This window comes from Ramlibacter paludis (assembly GCF_022012305.1).
Taxonomy (GTDB): domain Bacteria; phylum Pseudomonadota; class Gammaproteobacteria; order Burkholderiales; family Burkholderiaceae_C; genus Ramlibacter; species Ramlibacter paludis.
Map to the genome: position 1 here is coordinate 723,639 of NZ_JAKLTM010000001.1, position 20,146 is coordinate 743,784.

20 protein-coding genes are annotated in these 20,146 nt (G+C 68.6%); 11 read left to right on the forward strand and 9 right to left on the reverse strand.

Annotation, left to right across the window (positions count from 1 at the left end; translation table 11 throughout):
- The first annotated feature begins 42 nt into the window (after window positions 1–42).
- From LZ009_RS03800 to LZ009_RS03815, 4 genes are read left to right on the forward strand one after another with little or no spacing between them, the layout of a single operon-like run.
- Entirely contained in the window at window positions 43–531 is a 489-nt protein-coding gene (locus tag LZ009_RS03800; RefSeq protein WP_275697110.1) for a TRAP transporter small permease, read from the forward strand.
- Window positions 522–1,805, forward strand: a complete 1,284-nt coding sequence (locus tag LZ009_RS03805) for a TRAP transporter large permease (protein ID WP_275696536.1) — start codon at window positions 522–524, stop codon at window positions 1,803–1,805. The genes LZ009_RS03800 and LZ009_RS03805 overlap by 10 nt, the downstream gene beginning before the upstream one ends.
- Window positions 1,802–2,758, forward strand: coding sequence for an SMP-30/gluconolactonase/LRE family protein (locus tag LZ009_RS03810; protein ID WP_275696537.1), 957 nt, complete (start codon window positions 1,802–1,804; stop codon window positions 2,756–2,758). The genes LZ009_RS03805 and LZ009_RS03810 overlap by 4 nt, the downstream gene beginning before the upstream one ends.
- A gap of 26 nt (window positions 2,759–2,784) precedes the next feature.
- The gene (locus tag LZ009_RS03815) at window positions 2,785–4,260 is read left to right on the forward strand and encodes a lyase family protein (RefSeq protein WP_275696538.1); all 1,476 of its coding nucleotides are present in this window, start codon (window positions 2,785–2,787) and stop codon (window positions 4,258–4,260) included.
- On the opposite strand, the gene LZ009_RS03820 is transcribed toward LZ009_RS03815, so the two are convergent.
- Window positions 4,257–5,189, reverse strand: a complete 933-nt coding sequence (locus LZ009_RS03820; protein ID WP_275696539.1) for a LysR family transcriptional regulator — start codon at window positions 5,187–5,189, stop codon at window positions 4,257–4,259. The two genes, LZ009_RS03815 and LZ009_RS03820, sit on opposite strands and share 4 nt — an antisense overlap.
- A gap of 89 nt (window positions 5,190–5,278) precedes the next feature.
- Between LZ009_RS03820 and LZ009_RS03825 the strand changes: the two genes are divergently transcribed.
- The 3 genes from LZ009_RS03825 to LZ009_RS03835 are packed head-to-tail and all read left to right on the forward strand — an operon-like array spanning window position 5,279 to window position 8,320.
- Window positions 5,279–6,247: a Bug family tripartite tricarboxylate transporter substrate binding protein gene (locus tag LZ009_RS03825; protein ID WP_275696540.1), complete on the forward strand. Its 969-nt coding sequence runs from the start codon at window positions 5,279–5,281 to the stop codon at window positions 6,245–6,247.
- Between the two features lies 1 nt (window position 6,248).
- The gene (locus LZ009_RS03830) at window positions 6,249–7,055 is read left to right on the forward strand and encodes an alpha/beta fold hydrolase (RefSeq protein ID WP_275696541.1); all 807 of its coding nucleotides are present in this window, start codon (window positions 6,249–6,251) and stop codon (window positions 7,053–7,055) included.
- Window positions 7,052–8,320: a lipase family protein gene (locus LZ009_RS03835; protein WP_275696542.1), complete on the forward strand. Its 1,269-nt coding sequence runs from the start codon at window positions 7,052–7,054 to the stop codon at window positions 8,318–8,320. Before LZ009_RS03830 ends, LZ009_RS03835 begins: the two co-directional genes overlap by 4 nt.
- On the opposite strand, the gene LZ009_RS03840 is transcribed toward LZ009_RS03835, so the two are convergent.
- The 6 genes from LZ009_RS03840 to LZ009_RS03865 all read right to left on the reverse strand — a co-directional run bounded on the left by LZ009_RS03840 (window position 8,310) and on the right by LZ009_RS03865 (window position 14,912).
- Window positions 8,310–8,564: a hypothetical protein gene (locus tag LZ009_RS03840; RefSeq protein ID WP_275696543.1), complete on the reverse strand. Its 255-nt coding sequence runs from the start codon at window positions 8,562–8,564 to the stop codon at window positions 8,310–8,312. The two genes, LZ009_RS03835 and LZ009_RS03840, sit on opposite strands and share 11 nt — an antisense overlap.
- Window positions 8,565–8,687: 123 nt before the next feature.
- On the reverse strand, window positions 8,688–10,166 hold the full coding sequence (locus LZ009_RS03845) for an NCS1 family nucleobase:cation symporter-1 (protein WP_275696544.1): 1,479 nt from the start codon (window positions 10,164–10,166) through the stop codon (window positions 8,688–8,690).
- Window positions 10,167–10,299: 133 nt separating this feature from the next.
- The gene (locus LZ009_RS03850) at window positions 10,300–11,526 is read right to left on the reverse strand and encodes a M20 family metallopeptidase (RefSeq protein WP_275696545.1); all 1,227 of its coding nucleotides are present in this window, start codon (window positions 11,524–11,526) and stop codon (window positions 10,300–10,302) included.
- A complete protein-coding gene (gene uraD / locus LZ009_RS03855) occupies window positions 11,523–13,298 on the reverse strand; it encodes a 2-oxo-4-hydroxy-4-carboxy-5-ureidoimidazoline decarboxylase (RefSeq protein WP_275696546.1) in 1,776 nt (591 codons plus the stop codon). Before uraD ends, LZ009_RS03850 begins: the two co-directional genes overlap by 4 nt.
- 1 nt (window position 13,299) lies before the next feature.
- Window positions 13,300–14,244 carry an allantoinase PuuE gene (gene puuE / locus LZ009_RS03860; protein WP_275696547.1) on the reverse strand — a complete coding sequence of 315 codons (945 nt, stop codon included), beginning with the start codon at window positions 14,242–14,244 and terminating at the stop codon, window positions 13,300–13,302.
- Window positions 14,241–14,912, reverse strand: a complete 672-nt coding sequence (locus LZ009_RS03865; RefSeq protein ID WP_275696548.1) for a GntR family transcriptional regulator — start codon at window positions 14,910–14,912, stop codon at window positions 14,241–14,243. Before LZ009_RS03865 ends, puuE begins: the two co-directional genes overlap by 4 nt.
- A gap of 59 nt (window positions 14,913–14,971) precedes the next feature.
- Here LZ009_RS03865 and uraH point away from each other — a divergent pair, with 59 nt between their 5' ends.
- On the forward strand, window positions 14,972–15,325 hold the full coding sequence (gene uraH, locus LZ009_RS03870; protein ID WP_275696549.1) for a hydroxyisourate hydrolase: 354 nt from the start codon (window positions 14,972–14,974) through the stop codon (window positions 15,323–15,325).
- Window positions 15,326–15,417: 92 nt separating this feature from the next.
- On the opposite strand, the gene LZ009_RS03875 is transcribed toward uraH, so the two are convergent.
- The gene (locus LZ009_RS03875) at window positions 15,418–15,951 is read right to left on the reverse strand and encodes a hypothetical protein (protein ID WP_275696550.1); all 534 of its coding nucleotides are present in this window, start codon (window positions 15,949–15,951) and stop codon (window positions 15,418–15,420) included.
- Between the two features lie 95 nt (window positions 15,952–16,046).
- Between LZ009_RS03875 and xdhC the strand changes: the two genes are divergently transcribed.
- The 3 genes from xdhC to LZ009_RS03890 all read left to right on the forward strand — a co-directional run bounded on the left by xdhC (window position 16,047) and on the right by LZ009_RS03890 (window position 19,542).
- Window positions 16,047–16,850, forward strand: coding sequence for a xanthine dehydrogenase accessory protein XdhC (gene xdhC / locus LZ009_RS03880; protein WP_275696551.1), 804 nt, complete (start codon window positions 16,047–16,049; stop codon window positions 16,848–16,850).
- 141 nt (window positions 16,851–16,991) lie between these two features.
- Window positions 16,992–18,191 (forward strand): urate hydroxylase PuuD, encoded by a 1,200-nt coding sequence (locus LZ009_RS03885; RefSeq protein ID WP_275696552.1) that lies wholly within the window; start codon window positions 16,992–16,994, stop codon window positions 18,189–18,191.
- Between the two features lie 34 nt (window positions 18,192–18,225).
- Complete coding sequence (locus LZ009_RS03890; RefSeq protein WP_275696553.1) at window positions 18,226–19,542, forward strand: glycerate kinase type-2 family protein; 1,317 nt, start codon at window positions 18,226–18,228, stop codon at window positions 19,540–19,542.
- A gap of 5 nt (window positions 19,543–19,547) precedes the next feature.
- Here the strand turns inward: LZ009_RS03890 and LZ009_RS03895 are convergent, their stop codons facing one another.
- Window positions 19,548–20,126, reverse strand: a complete 579-nt coding sequence (locus tag LZ009_RS03895; RefSeq protein WP_275696554.1) for a DUF4337 domain-containing protein — start codon at window positions 20,124–20,126, stop codon at window positions 19,548–19,550.
- Window positions 20,127–20,146 lie beyond the last annotated feature (20 nt).

Below are 20,146 nucleotides of genomic sequence, written 5' to 3' on the forward strand. Positions count from 1 at the left end.
CAAGCCGTGGAGGCCGCCCCGGATGTTCCGGCGGCGGCCCACCTGTACACCCGTTTCTGCGCCGCGCTCGCGCGGCTTTGCCTGCGCATCGGCGTGGCCGGAATGTGCCTGCTGATCGTGGCCGTGCTGTACCAGGTGGTCGGCCGCTACATCTTCAACGACACGCCCACCTGGGCGGAAAGCGGCGCCGTGCTGCTGGTGCTGTACGTGACCATGCTCGGCATGGCCGTCGGCGTGCGCGACGCCGGCCACATCGGGCTGGAATCGATGCTGGTGCTGGCGCCGGACAAGGTGCGCCTGGCGATGGAACGCCTGATCCACGTGCTGGTGCTCCTGTTCGGCGTCGTCATGGCGTGGAACTGCGGCGTGCTGGCGCAAAGCGTCTGGGCCTACAAGATCCCGACGCTGGGCATTTCCGAAGCCTTCAAGTACATCCCGCCGGCCATGGCCGGCGCGCTGGTGGCGCTGTTTTCCCTGGAACACCTGATCGCGCTGGCGCGCGGCGAGGAAGTGGAACCCTCATGGCACTGACCATCCTGTGCGTGAGCTTCACGCTGCTGCTGCTGCTGGGCGTGCCGGTGGCCTTCTCGATCGGGCTGTCCTCGCTGGCGACCCTGCTGTACGAGGGCCTGCCGCTGGCGGTGGGCTTCCAGCAGATGATTTCGGGCATGAACCCGTTCTCGTTCCTGGCGATCCCCTTCTTCATCTTCGCCGGCGAAATCATGATGTACGGCGGCATCGCCGACAAGATCATCGCCCTGGCGAAATCGCTGGCCGGCCACGTGCGCGGGGGCCTCGGCATGAGCAACGTCTTGGCCTGCACGCTGTTCGGCGGCGTCTCCGGCTCGCCGGTCGCCGACGTGTCGGCGATGGGCGCGGTGCTGATCCCGCAGATGAAGAAGGAAGGCTACGACGCCGACTACGCGGTCAACGTCACCACGCACGCCTCGCTGGTGGGCGCGCTGATGCCGACCTCGCACAACCTGATCATCTTCGCGCTGGCGGCCAGCGGCAAGGTGAGCATCGCGGCGCTGATCCTCGCCGGCATCGTGCCCGCAGTGATCCTCACGCTGTGCAACCTGGGCGCGGCCTACTTCGTGGCGGTGAAGCGTGGCTACCCGAAGGGCACTTTTCCGGGCTGGAACATCGTTGCCTACTCCTTCGCGGCCGCGCTGCCGGGCCTGGCGGTGGTGGCGATCATCATTGCCGGCATCCTGTCGGGCGCCTTCACGGCCACCGAGTCGGCCTCGGTGGCGGTGCTGTGGGCGCTGTTCCTCGCGGCGCTGGTCTACCGCAAGCTCACGCGCGAGCAGTTCCTGAAGGCCGCGGCCAAGGCGGTGAAGAGCACGGGCACGGTGCTGCTGCTGATCGGCATCAGCTCGATGTTCGGCTACCTGATCGGCCTGTACGGCGTGGCGGAACTCACCGGCAAGATGCTGGGCGGCGTGAGCGACAAGCCCTGGGTGATCTTCCTGTGGGTGAACATCATCCTGTTCGTGCTCGGCACCTTCCTCGACATGGCGGCCACCATCCTGATCTGCACGCCGATCTTCCTGCCGATCTGCCAGCAGTTCGGCATGAGCACCGAGCAGTTCGGCATCGTCATGCTGATCAACTGCGCGCTCGGCCTCAACACGCCGCCGGTGGGCACCACGCAGTTCGTCGGCTGCACCATCGGCGAGGTATCGGTCGGGACGGTGATGAAGACCATCTGGCCCTTCTACGGCGGGCTGGTGGTGGCGCTGATGCTGGTGACCTACGTTCCCGCGTTCTCGATGGCCTTGCCGAACTGGGTCCTGAAATGAGCGATTTCACGCCCAACCCGCGCTACCCCGATCCGGCCATCGAAGTGCTCGACGAGCGCTTCCTCGCGCTGCGCCTGTTCAGCGCCAGCGTGGAGCGCATCGCCACGGGCCTGCGCTGGGCGGAGGGGCCGGTGTGGTTCGGCGACGGCCGCTACCTGCTGGTGTCGGACATCCCGAACAACCGCGTGATCCGCTGGGACGAAGCTTCGGGCGAGGTCAGCGATTTCCGCCGGCCGTCGAACAACGCCAACGGCCACTTCCGCGACCGGCAGGGACGGCTGCTGTCCTGCGAGCACCTGACGCGGCGCGTGACGCGCACCGAGTACGACGGCAGCATCACCGTGCTGGCCGAACGCTTCGACGGCAAGCGCCTGAATTCGCCCAACGACATCGTCTGCGCGCGCGACGGCAGCATCTGGTTCACCGACCCGAGCTTCGGCATCGGCGGCTACTGGGAAGGCGAACCCGGGGAGCAGGAACTGCCGCATGCCGTCTACCGCATCGCGCCGGACGGCAAGCTGCGGCAGGTGCTCACCGATCTGGCCGCGCCCAACGGCCTGGCTTTCTCGCCCGACGAATCGGTGCTGTACATCGTCGAGAGCCGCGCCGCGCCGCACCGCAAGATCTGGGCGTACGACCACGCGAACGACGGCACGCTGTCGAACAAGCGCGTGGCTGCCGATGCGAAAGGTCCCGGCGCCTTCGACGGTTTCCGCGTCGACGTGCAGGGCAACCTGTGGTGCGGCTTCGGGACCAACGGCGCCAAGGATGCGAAGGCGGAGGAACTGGACGGCGTGCGCGTGTTTGCGCCGGACGGCACGGCCATCGCGCACATCCACCTGCCGGAGCGCTGCGCGAACGTGTGCTTCGGCGGGCGGCACCGCAATCGCCTGTTCATGGCGGCGAGCCATTCGGTGTATGCGCTGTACGTGAATACGCAAGGCGCGGCTTGAACGTCCGTCGGTGGTAACGTGCCGCCATGAAATTCCGCAAAGCCCTCCTCGCCGCCGCGTGCATGGTCGCGGCCTCCGCCTTCGCCGCGCCGCAGGATCAGTTCTACTGGCTCAACGAGATGAACAAGGCCTCGGCCGTGATGGTGGTCGAGCAGGGCATCGTGCCGCCGGCGCTCGGCGACACGATCGCGCGTTCCATCACGCAGGTGATCGCCGACGGCGACAAGCCCGGCGCGCGGCGCTCGGGCGATTACCTGGTGGTGGAGAAGGACCTGATCGCCGTCGGCGGCCCGGATGTGACGCGCGTGCATTCCGGCCGCAGCCGGCAGGACCTGGCCGCCACCTCGGAGCGCCTTTTCCTGCGCGGCGACGTGCTGGACTTCTTCACCGCGCTCAACGCCTACCGCGATGCGCTGCTGAAGATGGCGCAGGCCAATCCCGATGCGATCCTGCCGGCCTACACCTGGGGCGTACAGGCGCAACCCATCACCTATGGCCACTACATTGCCGCCTACAGCCAGGCACTTGCGCGCGATGGTGAACGCCTGCGCCAGCTGTGGGGGCGCCTGAACCGGTCCCCGTTGGGCTCCGCGGCGCTCGGCACTTCGAGCTTCCCGGTGAACCGCGCGCGGCTGGCGGCGCTGCTCGGTTTCGACGGCGTGCTGGAGAACTCGCTGGACGCGATCCAGATCGCGCCGGTGGACATGCGCATGGAGACGGGTGCCACCGCCAGCTCCGTCGCACTGACGGTCGGCATGCTGCTGGCCGACGTCACCGCCCAGTACGGCCAGACCAAGCCCTGGTTCATCCTCACCGAGGGCGCGCAGACGGGCGTGAGCAGCATCATGCCGCAGAAGCGCAACCCGTCTTCCATCGTCTACACGCGCAGCCTCGCCAGCGAAGTGATCGGCAGCGCGCAGACCTACGCCCTGCGCGCGCACAACGTGCAGGCGGGCATGACCGACTACAAGATCACCGAGCCCGACCCCACGCTGCGCCTGGCCACGCGCGTGCTGAACCAGGCCACCGGCATCCTGGGCGCGCTGCGTTTCGACCCCGCGCGGGCGCTCGACGAGGTCAATGCCGACTACTCGACCACCACCGAACTCGCCGACACGCTGCAGCGCGTCGCCGACGTGCCGTTCCGCGTCGGGCATCACTTCGCCTCCAACCTGGTGACCTTCGGCCGTTCGAAGAACCTGCGGCCGGTGCAGATTCCTTATGCCGACGCGCAGCGGATCTATGCCGAGTCCGCGCGCGAATCCGGCGCGAGCGGCACGCTGCCGCTGGACGAGGCGGCCTTCCGCACCGCGTTGACCGCCGAGAACATGGTGCGTGCCAGCAAGGGAACCGGTGGCCCGCAGCCGGCCGAAGTGGCGCGCATGCTGGCGGCGCAACGCCAGCAACTGCAGCAGGACACCGCTTGGGTGCTTGGGGCCAAGGAAAAGCTGGCGACGGCCTCGTCCAGTCTCGATCGCGACTTCGCCAAGCTGCGGCGCTAGGCCGCGAACTTGCGCAGGAAGTCGCCGAGCCGGCGGGCCGCCTCACCGAGGGCGGCCTTCGGCTGCAGGATCCCGATCGGTTCGATCACCATCGCTTCGCCCACGCGCAGCTCCACCAGTTCGCCTTCGGCGATCAGCGGCCGCGCCAGGTTCAGCGGCACGAGCGCCAGCACGTCGCGCTGGCGCAGCAGCCGCCACAGCATGGGCAAGGAGCGCGTCACTACCGGGTAGCTGCGCGGCGCCTGCGGAAACTGCGCGCTCACGGCGTCGAAGCGGGCCCGCGCCGCAACGCCTGCCGGCAGCAGCACCCAGGTGGCTGCCGCCAGGTCGGCCCACTTGATGGCGCGGCGCCGTGACAGGGCGTGGCCCTTGCGGCAGACGACGATGAAGCGGTCGTCGCGCAGCGGATGGAAGGCCCAGCCTTCCGGGATCACCGGCGGGCGCCGGCACACCACGAGGTCGACTTCCCCGCGCGTGATGGCCAGCAGCTGGTCCTCGCCCTCGGCTTCGTCCAGCCGCACCTGGATGGCCGGATGCGCGTCGGCGAAGGCCGGCAGTGCGTCCAGCAGAAGGCCGTGGAGGGCCGACGCAGAACCCAGCACGCGGACGACGCCCGCCCCCTGGTTCTGCCGCGCCGTGACCACGTCCGCGCTGTTCGCCACGCCCAGCATCAGCTGGCGCGCCACCGGCAGCAGGTCGGTGCAGGCCGGCGTCGGCCGCACGCCGCGTGCGTGCCGTTCGAACAGCCGCACCTCGAGCAGGTTCTCCAGGTAGGCCAGGGTCTGCGTCACCGAGGACTGCGTCATGCCGATGGCATCGGCGGTGCGCTGCACGCTGCCCAGCTCGGCCAGCTGCAGCAGCACCTGCACGTGGCGGAATTTGCCGCGCGCAAGCAGTCGGTTCAGGAGGGCGCTGGCGGAGTGCTGCAAGGTATCGCAAAGTCTAATGGCTCCCCGGCCGAATTAATTTGTTGGCGATGGCTGGGCGGACCAAGATGCGGGCAAACCAAGGAGACAAGATGCGATCCCTCTACCGCTGGCTGGCCGCCGGCTGCGTGGCCCTGGCTGCCGTTGCGCACGCGCAAGCCCAGGATTTCCCGACGCGGCCCGTCCGCATCATCGTGCCCGCGCCGGCGGGCGGCCCTTACGACCGGGTGATCCGTCCGCTCGCGCAGCACATGGCGCAGACGCTCAAGCAGCCGGTGGTGGTCGACAACCGGCCCAGCGCCGGCAACATCGTCGGCACGCAGGCCGGCGCCGCCGCCGCGCCGGACGGCTATACGCTCACCATGACCGGCATGCTCAACACGATCGCGCAAGGCATGTACGAGAACGTGCCCTTCGACATCGTGAAGGACTTCGAGCACGTGGGCGCCATCGGCGGCGGCGCGCAGTGGCTGGTGGTGCGCAGCGACGCCGGCATCGCGAGCTTCCAGGACCTGCTGGCGCAGGCGAAGAAGGAGCCCGGCAAGATCAACTACGCGAGCTCCGGCGCCGGCAGCACGGGTCACCTGGTGATGGAGCAGCTGCAGCGCGCGGCCGGCATCCAGCTCACCCACGTGCCGTACAAGGGCGGCGCACCCGCGCTGCAGGACGTGCTGGCCGGGGTGGTGTCGGTGATCGTGATCCCGCCCAATGCGGCCATGAGCAGCATCCAGTCCGGCAAGCTCAAGGTGCTGGCCGTCTCCAGCGAGCAGCGCAGCCCCGTCGTCCCCAGCGTGCCGACCTTCGCCGAGCTGGGCTACAGGCAGCTGACCATCAGCTCCTGGGTCGGCCTCTCCGCGCCCAAGGGCACGCCGGCGCCGGTGGTGCGCAAGCTGCACGCCGCGCTCGAAGCCGCGCTGAAGGATCCCGCGCTGCTCAAGCAGCTGGAGTTCGAAGGCCTCATCTCGATGTCGACCACGCCGGAGCAGTATGCGCAACTGGTGCGCAGCGACACCGAGCGCTGGGGCCAGCTGGTGAAGGCCCTCAACCTGAAGGCGAACTGAGATGCCCTTCGTCGAATCGCGCGGCCGGCGCATCTACTGCGAGCGCCAGGGCGAGGGCCCGCCGGTGCTGTTCCTGCATGGCGCCGGTTCCAATGCCGCGACCTGGTGGCAGCAGCTGCCGGCGTTCGGCGCGCGCCACACCTGCATCACGATGGACATCCGCTGCTTCGGCCGTTCGGTCGCGCCGGTGGAAGAGTTCACGCTGGAGAACTTCGCCGCCGACGCGCTGGCGGTCCTCGATCGCGAGGAAATCCAGCGCGTCGCCATCGTCGGCCAGTCGCTGGGCGGCATGATCGGCCTGCAGCTGGCGCTGGCCGCGCCGCAGCGTGTCGCGGCCTTTGCCGCCGTCGACAGCTCCCTGGCGATCGACCATCCGGTGCTGCTGGAGACGATCGCGAAGCGCCAGATCTCGCAGCGCGCGGTGAGCGTGGAGCAGCGCTCGCTGGGCCGGTGGTTCCTGGAGCGGCACCCGGACAAGGCGGCCCTGTATGCGCAGATCAACCACTTCAACCCGAGCGCGCATTCCATTCCGGCGGCGCAATGGGGCGCGGCGCTCATGGCGCTGCTGCAGCCCGGCCGCCTGATTCCGATGGACGCCTTGCGCAAGGTCGCATGCCCGACCCTGCTGCTGGTGGGCAGCGAAGACCCGATCGTGCCGGTGGCGGTGATGCGCGAAGTGGCGCAACTGGTTCGCGACAGCGAACTGGCCGTCGTCGCCGACGCCGGCCACTCGGCTTATTTCGAGAAGCCGGAGGAATTCAACCGGCTGGTGCTGGACTTCATCGCGCGCCGCGCAGGAACCTCATGAAAACCGTCATCGCTTCCCTTGCCGCGGCCGCGTTGCTGGCCGCCTGCGCCACGACTCCTCGCACGGGCATGCTGCCGACAGGCGCCGCCGCCGGCGACCGCGTGCTGTCGCCCTTCTACGCCTGGACCGCGGCGCTGCCGGCGCGGCCCGGCGTGATGCTGCGCACCGAGACTATGCCGCCGCAGCCGGAGTTCGGCGCCGCCGGCACGCAGCAGCGCATCCTCTACACCTCGACCGATGCCCGCTGGAATTCCGGCGTGCTGCCCGTGAGCGGCGCGCTCTACCTGCCCAAGGGCGAGCCGCCGCCCGGCGGCTGGCCGCTGGTGGCGTGGGCACACGGGACGCTGGGCGTGGCCGATGCCTGCGCACCTTCGTGGACCATGCCGCGCCCGCGCGACGCCACCTACATGAACCGCTGGCTGGAGCAGGGCTTTGCCGTGGTCGCGACCGACTACCAGGGCCTGGGCGGTCCCGGCCCGCATCCCTACCTGTTCTGGGAGGCGGAGGGCCGGTCGATCCTCGACTCGGCACGCGCGGCCCTGGCTGCGAACCCGGGCCGCATCGCCAACCAGCTGGTGATCACCGGGCAGTCGCAGGGCTCCAGCTCCTCGATCGGCGCGAGCCGCATTGCCGCTGCCTATGCGCCGGAGCTGAAGCTGCGCGCCACGATCGCCACCGGCGTCGCGCCCTCGTTCCCGCAAGGGCCGTACAGCGCGCCCGAAGCCGCGCCCAGCCCCAGTGGCCCGGTGCGCTTCCAGATGCTGCGCCTGGTGGGCGGCGCCATTCCCGATGGCGGGCCGAGCGCCGAATCGCTGGTGACGCCGCAGGCGCAGCCGGTGCTGAAGATGGCGCGCGAGACCTGCGTCGACGACATGCGCGGCTACGAACAGCAGCACGGCCTGAACGCGGGCAATGCGTTCACGCTGGCGCCGGACAAGCTGGCCGCGCTGCTGACGCGCTCGAGCGAGATGACCATGGTGCGCATGCCGGCGCCGCTGTTCCTGGGCACGGGCCTGGCCGACCGCACGATCCCGCCGCGGCGCCAGTACGCAGCCGCCGTCGCGCTGTGCGCCGCGGGCAATCCGGTGTTGTGGAAGACCTATGCAGGCATCACGCACAACGGCATCGTGAATGCCGCGTTCGAGGACGAACTGCGATTCGTGCGGCGTGCGTTTGCCGGTGAGGCGCAGGAAAACAACTGCAGCGCGATCGCCGAGCCGGGTGCACCCGGGCCGGTGACCGCCGGAATCCGCTTCAACGACTAGGGGCGCGCGCCCCGCCGGCCTTCATGCGGTTGACGGCCGCGTCGGTGCGCTGCGCGTGCTCGGCCTGGTCCTGCACGTTGTGCTGGTGGTAGCGCACGCCGGCGACGGCCATGAGGACGGTGAAAATCGCAAGGTAGCGCCTTTCGTTGCGCTGGGTGCCGCTGACGAGTCCCGCCAGCAGGGCCAGCGCCGCCGCCACCAGCAGCCATTTGACGTCCGGGTAGAGCGAGTTCAGGAATTCCATCGGTGGCGGATTCTACTGGCGCGGGGCCTCCGCCCTCCGGAGCCTTGTGTCCAACGGTTCGCCGTGCTTGCGTGACTTTCGCAGGGTGGGTTCGCGCCGGCGACCCCACCCTTGTCTCGCATCTCAGGCGCTCCGCGTCATTTCCGATTGCACTTCGGGCAGCATGCGCAGCGCCCAGTAGCTGGCGCCGCCGATGGCCACGCCGAAGAACCAGCCGTAGAGGCCCCACCACGTGGGCAGCAGGTGGGTGAAGTTGGGCAGCAGGGTCGAGAACAGGATGCCGACGCCGGCGGCGACCAGCGCCTTCACGTGCCAGCCGCCCTGGTAGCGGTAGCGGCCGTGTTCGCGATAGAGCTCGTCGACGTGCACCTTGCCCTTGGCGATCAGGTAGTAGTCGACCATGATGATCCCGAACAGCGGCCCCATGGTGGAGCCGATGGCGCCGACGAAGCCGGCCGCGCTGCCTTCCCACGGCGCGAAGGGATACAGCACCAGCGCGATGGCGGCGGCGATGTAGCCGCCCTTGTTGAAGCTGATCTGGCGCGGGAAGGTGTTGGAGATGTCGAAGGCCGCCGAGACGAAGTTGGCCACCACGTTGATGCCCAGCGTGGCCACGCAGAAGGTGAGGGCGGCCAGGGCGGCCAGCAGCCAGCTGTCGAACTTGGCCGAGATCTGGTCGGGGTGGATCAGCACCTCGCCGTAGACCTTGTAGGCGGCCAGGGTCGTGACGCCCGCGACCAGCGAGAACAGCAGCAGGTTGACTGGCAGGCCCCAGAGGTTGCCGACGCGCACGGCCTTTTCATCCTTGGCGTAGCGGGTGAAGTCGCAGAAGTTCAGGTACAGCGCGGCGAAGTACGTGATCCAGACCGCGGCCACCGCCATCAGCGAGGTGAGCGAGCCGGGCGTGCCGGGCACGCCGGCGTCCTTGGTCTTCTCCAGCAGCACGTCGTGCGGGATGGTGCTGGAGAACTCGAAGCCGCCCGCCTTGACGCACAGGCCGATGGCGAGCACCAGCATGGCGAGCCAGACGCCGGGACCGGCCCAGTCCTGGAACTTGCGCACCGTTTCCATGCCGCGCTGGATGATCAGCAGCTGCAGCGCCCAGACGACCACGTAGCAGATCACCTCCAGCCCCGAGTGCCCGAGGAAGTGCACGTTCTTGTGGAATTCCATGATCCCGTCCGAGCGCGTCAGCAGCGCCACGATGGCGCCGGAGGCGGCGGCGGTCTGCGCGCCGTACCAGAAGCAGGCCACGATGGCGCGGATGACGGCCGGGAAGTTGGCGCCCCAGACGCCGAAGGAGGCACGCGCGAGCACCGGGTAAGGCACGCCGGTGCGGGCGCCGGCCAGGCCCACCAGCTGCATCAGGCCGAAGATCACCAGCGAGCCGATGCCGATGGCGATCAGGAAGTTGAGGAAGCTGCCGCACAGCAGGAACAGGCTGGCGGCCAGAAAGTAGCCCCACAGGCTGTGCACGTCCGAGGTCCAGACGTTGAAGATGCTGAAGGCGCCCCAGGTGCGCTGGGCTGGCGTGGTGGGCGCCAGGTCTTCATTGGTGAGGCCGGGGCTGTAGCCCTTGGCGGTCCAGTCGGGATGGTCCATGCGCTGCTCCTTGGTGGTCGGATCGTGCACTAAACTGTATACACGTTAGCGGTCGATGCGTATACAGGCTTACCCGTTCGGCGCCGTCTCGGGCGCTTGAATCAGCTTTGACCGGGGCGGATGTAATCGCCGTTCACGAAAGCAAGTCGAGCAAGGTGCGTGCCACCACCTTGGTCGCCTTGCGCAAGTCCTCCAGCTCCAGCCGCTCGTCCGCGCGCTTGGCATGCGACTCCAGCACCGTGCGCGGTCCCGCGCCGTAGATCACGCCCGGAATGCCCGCCTCGCCGTACAGCCGGACGTCGGTGTAGAGCGGCGTGCCCATCGCCGGGATGGGCTGCCCGAACAGCGCCTCGCCATGTTTCTGGATCGCCTGCACCAGCGGCTGGTTGCCGGCATTCGGCTTGAGCGAATTCGCCAGCAGCATGCGTCGGATCTCCACCGAGATGCCCGGGCTCTGCGCCGCGGCGTCGGCGATCACCTTGCGGATCGCCGCTTCCACTTCGACCGGGTTCTCTTCCGGGATCATGCGCCGGTCGAGCTTGAACACGACCTTGCCGGGCACCACGTTGGTGTTGGTCCCGCCTTCGATGCGGCCCACGTTCAGGTACGGATGCTTGATGCCCGCGACCTTGGACGTGACCTTGCGGTATTCGGCGTTCTGCGCATACAGCGCATTCAGGATCTTCACCGCGCCTTGCAGCGCATCGACACCGGTGTCGGGGATGGCCGCGTGCGCCATCTTGCCGTGCACCGTCACTTCCATCTGCAGGCAGCCGTTGTGCGCGGTGACCACTTCGTAGCTGAAGCCCGCGGCGATCATCAGGTCGGGTTTCGTCAGCTTGTTCTTCAGCAGCCAGCCCGGGCCCATCTCGCCGCCGAACTCCTCGTCGTAGGTGAAGTGCAGCTCCACCCCGCCTTTCAACTGCGCGCCCAGCGACTCGAGCGCCCGCACCGCGAAGGTGAAGCTGGCGAAGTCCCCCTTGCTGACCGCGGTGGCGCGGCCATAGATCCTGCCGTCCACGATCTCGCCGCCGTAGGGGTCGCGCGTCCAGCCCTCGCCGGGCGGCACCACATCGCCGTGCGCATTGAGGGCGATGGTCCGGCCCTCCCCGTACTTGCGCCGCACGATCAGGTTCGTGATCGATTCGAGGCCGTAGGCCTTCACCTCGGCGGCGGGCACCGGATGCTTCTCCGCCGCGAAGCCGAAGCCCTGCAGCAGTTCGGCGGTGCGCTCCGCATGCGGCGCGTTGTTGCCGGGCGGCGTGTCGGTGGGCACGCGCACCAGCTCCTGCAGGAAGCGAACTTCCTCGTCGAAGTGGGCGTCGATCCAGGCGTCGAGCCTTGCGTAGTCGTCGTTCATTCGGTTTCCTTGGCGAGCTGCTCCAGCAGCTGCTGGAAGGCCCGCACGCCGAGCTCGATGTCGTCGGCGGTGCTGGACTCCAGGGGGTTGTGGCTGATGCCCGCGTTCTCGCCGCGGACGAACAGCATCGCCTGCGGCATGATCTCGTGCAGCTTCATGGCGTCGTGGCCGGCGCCGCTGGGCATGCGGTACAGCGGCACGCCGAGCGATTCCACCGCTCGCTCCCAGCGCTGCTGCCACTCGGGCGCACTGGGCGCGGCGGCGGCGCGCATGGTTTCCTCCACCGTGTGGTGCAGGCCGCGGCGCTCGCAGATCTCCTTGAGCTTCGCCAGCACGTCCGCCACCATGGCGTCGCGCTGCGCATCGGTGGGCGCGCGCAGGTCCAGCGTGAACTGGCAGCGGCCCGGCACCACGTTGGTGGAGCCGTTGGGCACGTTCAGGATGCCGATGGTGCCGACCGAATCGCCATCGCGCGTGGCACGCTGCTCGACGAACAGCGCCAGTTCGGCGACCGCCACGGCTGCATCGCGCCGGCGGTTCATCGGCGTGGTGCCGGCGTGGCTGGCCATGCCGACCACTTCGCACAGGTAGCGCACGCCGCCGTTGATGGAAGTGACGATGCCCAGCGGCAGGTCGAGCTCGTTGAGCACCGGGCCCTGCTCGATGTGGACTTCGACGAAGCCGAGGTAGTCCTTGGCGTCGCGCTTCAGGGTCTTGATCGCATCCAAGGTCCCCGGCAGTCCCGCATTGCGCATCGCGTCGCGCATGCTCACGCCGTCGGCATCCTTCTGCTCCAGCCAGGCCGGATTGAAGTGCCCGGTGAGCGCGCCGGAGCCGAGGAAGGTCGCCTTGTAGCGCTGGCCTTCTTCTTCCGCGAAGGCCACGACCTCGATGCCGAAGGGCAGGCGGCGCCCGGCTTGCGCCAGTGCACGCACGCAGGCCATGGGCGTGAAGATGCCGAGGCGGCCGTCGTACTTGCCGCCGTTGCGCACCGTGTCGTAATGCGAGCCGGTCAGCAGCGCCTTGGCGCCGGTGCCGCGGTAGGTTCCGACGACGTTGCCGACGGCGTCGACCTTTACCTCGTCGAAGCCGCATTCGCGCATGTCGTCCGCGATCTGCTTCGCCGCCGCGCGGTGCGCGTCGGTGAGATAGGTCACGGTGAGCTGGCCGCGTTCGGCGTAGCCGGGATCGCTGTGGCGGGCGAGCTGCTCTTCCCAGTCCCAGACGAGATTGCCGAGCGCCGGCTCGACGCCGAACTTGTCGTTCAGGCGCAGTTCGACGATGCGGTGGATGTTGCGCAGTGCCTCGGCCCGTTCGAAGTCCGGATGGTTGTCCAGGCGCCGGGCGAAGGTCTCGATGATCTGCTGCCGGTTCAGGCCGGTGCCGCGCGGTCCGCGCACGGCCAGGATGAAGGGAAAGCCGAACTTCGCGTTGTAGTCCGCGTTGAGCTGCTGGATGCGCGCGAATTCCTCCGGCGAGCAATCGGTGAGGCCTGCCTTGCCCTGCTCGTTGGTCGACTCGCTGGTGAGCGTCTTGCTCACCATGGCCTTGCCGGCCAGCTCGGGGTGGGCGCGGATCAGCGCGCGCTGCTTGTCCAGGCCGGCTGCCCGCACGATGTCGGCCATCGTTTGCTTGAGGTGACTGAGCGAGCGGAAGGGCCGGTGCGCCAGTGCCGCTTCGGCGATCCAGGGCGAATGTTCGTAGAGGCCGTCCAGCAGGCGCGCCGCCTCGGTGTCGCCGGCGCGGTTGATCTGGTCGATGGTGAGCGCCATGTCAGTTTCCGGTGTAAGGGTGGACCTGCTTCCAGTGCCGCGCGATGTCGATGCGGCGGCAGACCCACACGCGGTCGTGCTTCGCGATGTGGTCCAGGAAGCGTTGCAGCGCGATGAAACGCCCGGGCCGCCCAAGCAGGCGGCAGTGCATGCCGATCGACATCATCTTCGGCGCCTCGTCGCCTTCGGCGTAGAGCACGTCGAAGCTGTCGCGCAGGTAATCGAAGAAGGGATCGGCGTGCGAGAAGCCCTGGGGCAGGGCGAAGCGCATGTCGTTGGTGTCCAGGGTGTAAGGCACGATCAGCTGCGGCACCACCTGCCCATCGCTTTTCTGCACCTTCATCCAGAAGGGCAGCTCGTCGCCGTAGTAGTCGCTGTCGTAGTCGAAGCCGCCGTAGTCGACGACCAGCCTGCGCGTGTTGGGGCTGTCGCGCCCGGTGTACCAGCCGAGCGGACGTTCGCCGGTCATCTGCTGGATGATCTCCATGGCCAGGCGCATGTGCTCGCGCTCGGCCGCCTCGTCCATGCCCTGGTAGTGGATCCACTTCAGGCCGTGGCAGGCGATCTCGTGGCCCAGCTCGCGGAAAGCCTGGGTCACTTCCGGATGCCGCTGCAGCGCGGTGCTGACGCCGAAGATCGTGAGCGGCAGCCCGCGCTTCTCGAATTCCTTGAGCAGGCGCCAGACGCCGACGCGCGAGCCGAACTCGTAGATGCCGTCCATGCTCAGGTGGCGCGCGGCAAAGGCCGGCGGATTGAACATCTCGGAGAGGAACTGCTCGGACGCCGGGTCGCCGTGCAGGACACAGTTCTCACCGCCTTCCTCGTAGTTCAGGACGAACTGCACCGCGATGCGGGCATTGCCCGGCCAGCGTGCATGCGGCGGGTTGCGGCCGTAGCCGGCGAGGTCGCGCGGGTAGGAAGCGGTGGAGTCGTAAGTGATGCTCATGCGAGGGCCAGTGCGATGTCGTTGCTGGGCGCCGGCTTGTGGAAGGCCAGGCTCTCTTCCACGTGCAGCAGGTGTTCTTCCATCAGGCGCACGGCGAGCTTCTCGTCCTTGGCCGCGATGGCCTTCACCAGCTCGACGTGCTCTTCCTGCGAATGCGCGGCGGCGGCGTCGCGCTGGTACATGAGGGTGATCAGCGAGCTGTGCGAGACCAGGTCACGCAGGATGCGGACCAGCACCTCGTTGCCGGAGAGCTCCGCCATGCGCACGTGGAAGTCGCCCAGCAGCTCGATGCGCTTGGAGTCGCGGCTGTCGACGGCCGTCTTCTCCTGTGCGATGTGCTCGCGCAAGGCCTTGACCTTGGCGGGCGTCACGCTGCGCACGAACTGCCGCACCATTTCGGTTTCCAGCATGCGGCGCACCTGGAAGACCTGGCGCGCTTCCTCCACGGTGGGCGCGGCCACGAAGGCGCCGCGCGCCTTCTCCATCGTCACCAGCCGGTTCTGCGCGAGCTGGAACAAGGCCTGGCGCACCAGCGTGCGCGAGACGCCGAAGTGGTCGGCCAGCTTCTGTTCCGCCAGCTTGGTGCCGGGCTGCAGCTTGTGCTCGACGATGGCGCGGGTCAGCGCATCGGCGATGACACGGGTGGGGGTGGGCTCCATGGCGCGCATGATAGCCGCAAGCGCCAAAAGTGTATACACTCTGGTCCACAATCTTCAGGAGATCGCCCATGGGCCTCAGCACGCACGTCCTCGACACCATGCACGGAACGCCGGCGGGCGGCATGGCGGTGGAGCTCCATGCGATGGAGGGCGGGCAGGCGAAGCTGGTGAAAAGCTTCGTGCTCGATGGGGATGGCCGCAACCCGGAAGGGCCGCTGTTCGACAACGCGAGCCTGAAGAAGGGGACTTACCGGCTGGTGTTCGACGTGGCGCCGTACTTCCGCGCCCGCGGCGTGCAGCTGCCCGATCCGCCCTTCCTGGACCGGGTCACGCTGGACTTCGGCATCGCCGACGCCAGCGCGCACTACCACGTGCCGCTGCTGGTGAGCCCGTGGAGCTATTCGACGTACCGGGGCTCGTGAAAACAAAAGGGGCTAGAGGCTGGAGGCTAGGGGCTAGGGGACGAAACCGCGGTTCTTCCCTATGCCCTAGCCTCCAGCTCCTAGCCCCTGATTCAGTCCTGGCCTTCGGTCAGCGTATCGAGTTGGAACCGGCCGCTCTTGTGCCACAGCCAGGTGTCCGTGTAGACCACCTTGCCCATCTTGGCGGGCACGGGGTAGGGCGCGGCGGCGCGCACGGTGCGCTCGATTTCGGCGATGACTTCCGGTGCGTGCTTGGGCGCGCGCATCCAGTTCAGGTTGCGCACGGCGCCCTTGCCGTCCACTTCCACCTGCAGCACGCCGATGGCGTACAGCAGCGGGGGCAGGCGGCCCTTCCAGATGCGCTCGGAGTTCATCGCGTAGATGTGCTGCGCGGCGTCGGCCCGGTAGGCGCGGGGGTTGTTTGCGTTGGAGGTGCCCGCATGGTGCGAAGCGATGGCGGCGGCCGGGGGCGCGACCTGCGCTTCGGCGGAGGACGGCGCGGCGGGCGCCACCGTTGCGGGCTTGGCGTCCTGCAGCGGCACCGAGGACGTGCATGCGGCGAGCAAGGCAGCCACGGTAGCCAAAGCTGCCGGGGCCAGGTAGCGCGGGGAGAGGGATTGCTTCATCATGGGTCCTGCCTGTGGATTAAACCCGGTGCGCCAATGATGACCTTGGAAGCCCGCGCCGCAACGGCCTTGCCATTGGTTGCAAAGTAAAGAGCATGCCGGCCATCAAAGAAATCACGCAGCGGTTGGGGTCGCAAGACGCGGTGCTGGTCACGGTGGATTCGGCGCAGGGATCCGCGCCGCGCGAGGCCGGAGCGTGGATGCTGGTATTCACTGACTTCGTGCACGGAACCATAGGCGGCGGGCACCTGGAATTCGATGCGATCGCCCAGGCGCGCAGCCGCCTGTCGGGGACGAGCGGCGAGCCGGTGTTGCGCTATGCCCTCGGTCCGAGCCTCGGGCAGTGCTGCGGCGGGGTGGTGCACCTGCGTTTCGAGAAGGTCGGCGCCGCCGACGCGCCGGCGCTGGCGCGCCGTTTCGCGGCCGGATGCGCGCCGGTCGCGCTTTTCGGCGGTGGCCACGTCGGCAAGGCGCTGGTGAAGGTGCTGGCGCCGCTGCCATTCGCCGTGACCTGGATCGACAGCCGCGACGAGATCTTCCCCGACGACGTGCCCGCCAACGTCGAGTGCGAGCACTCCGACCCGGTGCAGGCCGCGGTGGCCGACCTCGCCCCGCACTCGCGCGTCCTCATCATGAGTTTCAGCCACGCCGAAGACCTGGACGTGGTGGCTGCCTGCCTGAAGCGCCTGCGCGAGCGCGGCGACCTGCCTTACGTCGGGCTGATCGGCAGCAAGACCAAGTGGGCCACCTTCCGCCATCGCCTGGAGGAACGGGGCTTTCGCAAGCAGGAGCTGGCGCAGGTCACCTGCCCGATCGGCGTCCCCGGCATCGCCGGCAAGCAGCCCGAGGTGATCGCGGTCGCGGTGGCGGCGCAGCTGCTGCAAGCGCCGCTTCCGTAACTGCCGCAAGGTGTATACACTGCGGTCCACACAAAGTCGCAGCGGCGCTTGAATCGGGATCAGAACCCGATTCAATGTGCGCGACACCAACCTCTGCTCAGAGCGCCCGCGGTGGTGAGCAGGTCCTTCGGATAGACAGCCATGGAAAGCTATCTCCTCGACTGGGCCAACCTGCTGCTGCGGTGGGTGCACGTCATCACCGCGATCGCCTGGGTCGGCTCGTCCTTCTACTTCGTCTTCCTGGATAGCAGCCTCACGCCGCCCGCGGACGAGGGCCTGCGCCGCGAAGGCGCCACCGGCGAGCTCTGGGCCGTGCACGGTGGCGGCTTCTACCACCCGGTGAAGTACGCGGTGCAGCCGCCGCAACTGCCGCCGCACCTGCACTGGTTCTTCTGGGAAAGCTATTCCACCTGGATGTCGGGCTTCGCGCTCTTCACGGTCAGCTACCTGTGGAACGCCAGCACCTACCTCGTCGACAAGTCGCTCATGAACTGGTCGCCCGGCGCCGCCATCGCCGTGGCGCTGTCCTTCCTGGTGGTGTTCTGGATCCTGTACGACGCCATCTGCCAGGCCTTCGGCCAGCGCAAGAACGGCGATGCCATCGTCGGCGGCCTCGTGCTGTTGCTCGTGTGCGTGGCGGCCTGGCTGGCGTGCCACTGGTTCGCCGGCCGCGCCGCCTTCCTGCTGGTGGGCGCGATGATCGCCACCGCGATGAGCGCGAACGTGTTCTTCTGGATCATCCCCGGCCAGAAGAAGGTGATCGCCTCCATCAAGGCCGGCACGCCGGTGGATCCCATCCACGGCGTGCGCGGCAAGCAGCGCAGCGTGCACAACACCTACTTCACGCTGCCGGTGCTGTTCGCGATGCTGTCCAACCACTACAGCTTCCTCACCACCAGCAAGCTGAACTGGCTGGTGCTGATCCTGATGATGTTCGCCGGCGCGGCCATCCGCCAGTTCTTCGTGATGCGCCATGGCTGGAAACTCGGTCGCAACAAGCATCCCGCCGGCTATGCGCTGGTGGGCGTTGCGGTGATCGCGGCCACCATCGCCTGGCTGGCGCCCGACGCCGGCGCGCTGGCGAAGGCGCCCGCCGCCACCGCGAACTTCGCCTCGGTGCAGAAGGTGCTGGAGCAGCGCTGCTCCATGTGCCACGGCGCGCAGGTGCAGATGAAGAACGTGCGGCTCGACACGCCCGAGGCGGTGAAGCAGCACGCGCAGGCGGTCTACCAGCAGGCGGTGGTGGCCAAGACCATGCCGATGAACAACGCCACGCAGATCACGGACGCCGAGCGCGCCTTGATCGGCCAGTGGTTCCTGGACGGCGCCAAGCTGAACTGAGTTACGGCGCGGTTACGGCGGCACAATCGCAACCATGACCGCGCCCGATCCCCGCGCCGAACCGCGCGCCTTCCTCGAACACCTGTACCGCGCGGCCGTGCACCGCGCCTTGCCGCTGCACAACACCGCGGCCTTCCTGCCGCCGCCGCCCAAGGGCCGCACCATCGTGATCGGTGCCGGCAAGGCCGGCGGCTCCATGGCGCAGGCGGTCGAGGCGCTGTGGCCGGCGGATGCGCCGCTGTCGGGCCTGGTCGTCACCCGCTACCACCACACGCCGCCGCGGCCCGCGGGCCCGCCGCAGCGCATCGAGGTGGTCGAGGCCTCGCACCCGGTGCCGGACGCGGCCGGCCTCGAGGCGGCGCAGCGCATCCTTGCCTTGACCCAGGGGCTGACCGCCGATGACCTGGTGCTGTGCCTGATCTCCGGCGGCGGCTCCGCCTTGCTCACGTTGCCGGCCGAAGGCCTCACGCTCGAGGAGAAGCAGCGCATCAACCGCGAGTTGCTGAATTCCGGGGCCAACATCGGCGAGATGAACTGCGTGCGCAAGCACCTGTCGCGCATCAAGGGCGGACGCCTCGCCGCGGCCTGCGCGCCGGCGCAGGTGGTCACGCTCACGATCAGCGACGTGCCCGGCGACGATCCCTCGGTGATCGCCAGCGGCCCGACGGTGCCTGATGCCAGCAGCTGCGCCGACGCCGTGGCCATCCTGCAGCGCTATGGCATCGCGGTGCCGGGCGCCATCATGAGCCTGCTGGAGCAGGGCGCGCTGGAAACGCCGAAGCCGGGCGATCCGGCCTTCGCCGGCCAGTCGGTGCACATGATCGCCACGCCGCAGCAGTCGCTGGAGGCCGCCGCCGACGCGGCGCGCGCGGCCGGCCTGGAGGCGCACATCCTCAGCGACGAGATGGAAGGCGAGTCGCGCGAAGTCGGCAAGGTGCATGCGGCCCTGGCGCGCGCCGTCGCGCATCGCGCCCAGCCCTTCGCCCGGCCGTGCGTGATCCTCTCCGGCGGCGAGACCACGGTGACGGTGCGGAAGCAGCCCGAAGGCACGCCGCGCGGCCGCGGCGGCCGGGCTGGCGAGTTCTGCCTGGGGCTGGCGCTGGCGCTGCAAGGCCAGGAGCGCGTCTGGGCGCTGGCCGCCGACACCGACGGCATCGACGGCGTGGAGGACAACGCGGGCGCGTTCGTCGCGCCGGACACGCTGGCGCGCGCGCTGGCGCAAGGCATGAAGATCGATGCCTACCTGGGGCGCAACGACGCCTATGGCTACTTCGATGCGCTGGGCGACCTGGTGGTGACCGGGCCCACGCACACGAACGTGAACGACTTCCGGGCGATCCTGGTGCTGTGACGCCGTCAGGACAACAGCTGCGCCAACGCCTGGGGATGCAGATGCCACCCTGCCAGTCCGGCGACCCCCATGGCGGTGCCGAATAGCCCGGGAATCATCGCCACGCCATACAGCCACCAGGCCTGCGTGAGCGAGGCCACGGCCAGCGCCGCGATGGCGATCGAGATGGCGGCGTCGGCCAGGTCGAACTGGTCGTCGCGGTAGTTCAGCGCGTCGTACTGCTGCTGGTCGCGGCCGGCCTGCAGGCGCAGTTCTTCCTTCTTCTGCGCCTGGTCCGCCGCCAGCTTCTCGTACTGCGCGATCGCCGCGTCGTAGCCGGCGCGCTCCGCCGCCGGGCGTCCCGCGGCCTGCAGGCGCAGCAGCACCAGCGTGGACTTCGCGACTTCTTCGCGCAGGTTGCGCGCCTGGTAGAAGGCCCAGTGGTCGATCTTGTCGGCCTGCGCCTGCTGCATGGCCTGCACGATGTTGTCGTCCTTGACCTTGCAGACGCCCATCACGGTGCCCAGGAGCGCCACCGACAGGGCGACGGCGGCGTTCAGGCGCGACAGGCGGGCTTCCTTCGCGTCCGGGAGAGCGTTGTCCATGCCGGGATTGTGCCGCGACA

Coding starts and splice junctions, on each gene's coding strand:
- LZ009_RS03875 (WP_275696550.1), bottom strand. CDS start 15,951: ATGAAGCAATCCCTCTCCCCGCGCTACCTGGCCCCGGCAGCTTTGGCT.
- xdhC (WP_275696551.1), top strand. CDS start 16,047: ATGCCGGCCATCAAAGAAATCACGCAGCGGTTGGGGTCGCAAGACGCG.
- LZ009_RS03890 (WP_275696553.1), top strand. CDS start 18,226: ATGACCGCGCCCGATCCCCGCGCCGAACCGCGCGCCTTCCTCGAACAC.
- puuE (WP_275696547.1), bottom strand. CDS start 14,244: ATGAGCATCACTTACGACTCCACCGCTTCCTACCCGCGCGACCTCGCC.
- LZ009_RS03835 (WP_275696542.1), top strand. CDS start 7,052: ATGAAAACCGTCATCGCTTCCCTTGCCGCGGCCGCGTTGCTGGCCGCC.
- LZ009_RS03865 (WP_275696548.1), bottom strand. CDS start 14,912: ATGCGCGCCATGGAGCCCACCCCCACCCGTGTCATCGCCGATGCGCTG.
- LZ009_RS03850 (WP_275696545.1), bottom strand. CDS start 11,526: ATGAACGACGACTACGCAAGGCTCGACGCCTGGATCGACGCCCACTTC.
- LZ009_RS03830 (WP_275696541.1), top strand. CDS start 6,249: ATGCCCTTCGTCGAATCGCGCGGCCGGCGCATCTACTGCGAGCGCCAG.
- LZ009_RS03805 (WP_275696536.1), top strand. CDS start 522: ATGGCACTGACCATCCTGTGCGTGAGCTTCACGCTGCTGCTGCTGCTG.
- uraH (WP_275696549.1), top strand. CDS start 14,972: ATGGGCCTCAGCACGCACGTCCTCGACACCATGCACGGAACGCCGGCG.
- LZ009_RS03815 (WP_275696538.1), top strand. CDS start 2,785: ATGAAATTCCGCAAAGCCCTCCTCGCCGCCGCGTGCATGGTCGCGGCC.
- LZ009_RS03845 (WP_275696544.1), bottom strand. CDS start 10,166: ATGGACCATCCCGACTGGACCGCCAAGGGCTACAGCCCCGGCCTCACC.
- LZ009_RS03885 (WP_275696552.1), top strand. CDS start 16,992: ATGGAAAGCTATCTCCTCGACTGGGCCAACCTGCTGCTGCGGTGGGTG.
- LZ009_RS03840 (WP_275696543.1), bottom strand. CDS start 8,564: ATGGAATTCCTGAACTCGCTCTACCCGGACGTCAAATGGCTGCTGGTG.
- LZ009_RS03895 (WP_275696554.1), bottom strand. CDS start 20,126: ATGGACAACGCTCTCCCGGACGCGAAGGAAGCCCGCCTGTCGCGCCTG.
- uraD (WP_275696546.1), bottom strand. CDS start 13,298: ATGGCGCTCACCATCGACCAGATCAACCGCGCCGGCGACACCGAGGCG.
- LZ009_RS03825 (WP_275696540.1), top strand. CDS start 5,279: ATGCGATCCCTCTACCGCTGGCTGGCCGCCGGCTGCGTGGCCCTGGCT.
- LZ009_RS03810 (WP_275696537.1), top strand. CDS start 1,802: ATGAGCGATTTCACGCCCAACCCGCGCTACCCCGATCCGGCCATCGAA.